Source organism: Duganella radicis (genome assembly GCF_009720825.1).
GTDB lineage: Bacteria > Pseudomonadota > Gammaproteobacteria > Burkholderiales > Burkholderiaceae_D > Rugamonas > Rugamonas radicis.
Genome location: NZ_WNKY01000127.1, coordinates 1 through 556, shown reverse-complemented (window position 1 = coordinate 556; position 556 = coordinate 1). Strand labels below are relative to the sequence as shown.

The 556-nt window shown below is 75.2% G+C and carries 1 pseudogene; it reads right to left on the bottom strand.

What is annotated here, in order from left to right:
• Positions 1-556: pseudogene (locus GM676_RS31715) on the bottom strand (hypothetical protein); the annotation flags it as partial.

The following is a 556-nucleotide window of genomic DNA, read 5'->3' as shown; positions in this document are numbered from 1 at the left end:
CCGCCGCGGGCGCGCGCCGTTACCGCGACATCGCCGCCGCTGCTGCTGCCGCGTGCGATGCTGCTGGCCAGCCCGCCCTGGGTGGTGGCGGCGCTGTTGGTGTTGCCGCTGTCGCCGCCGCTGGCGTAGCTGTAGACATTGACCGTGCCGCTACCCTGGCCGTCGGCCAGCGCGCTGGCCTGGCCGGCGGCGCCGACGAGGTTGCTGGCGGAGCCGCCATAATTGGCGCCGCCCGCGCCGCCATTGGCGCCGGCGTACAGGCTCAGGCTGGACGCCACGCTGTCGCTCAGGACCAGCGACGAGCTGGCGTTGCCGCCCGAACCGGACTGGGCGTTGTAAGCGTAGCCGCCGGCGCCGCCGTAAGCCTGTTGCGACAGGCTCAGCGCGCCGGTGGTGCTGCCCTCGACCGCGTTGCCGAGGACCACGCTGGCGCCGTTGCCGGCGCTGGCGCCGCTGGCCGCGCCATCGTAGCTGGAGATGCCGCCGGCGCCGCCGCTCAGCGTCAGGTTGACGCTGACCGTGCCGCTGCCGGAGCTGGCGCGGCCGCTGGCGTCGC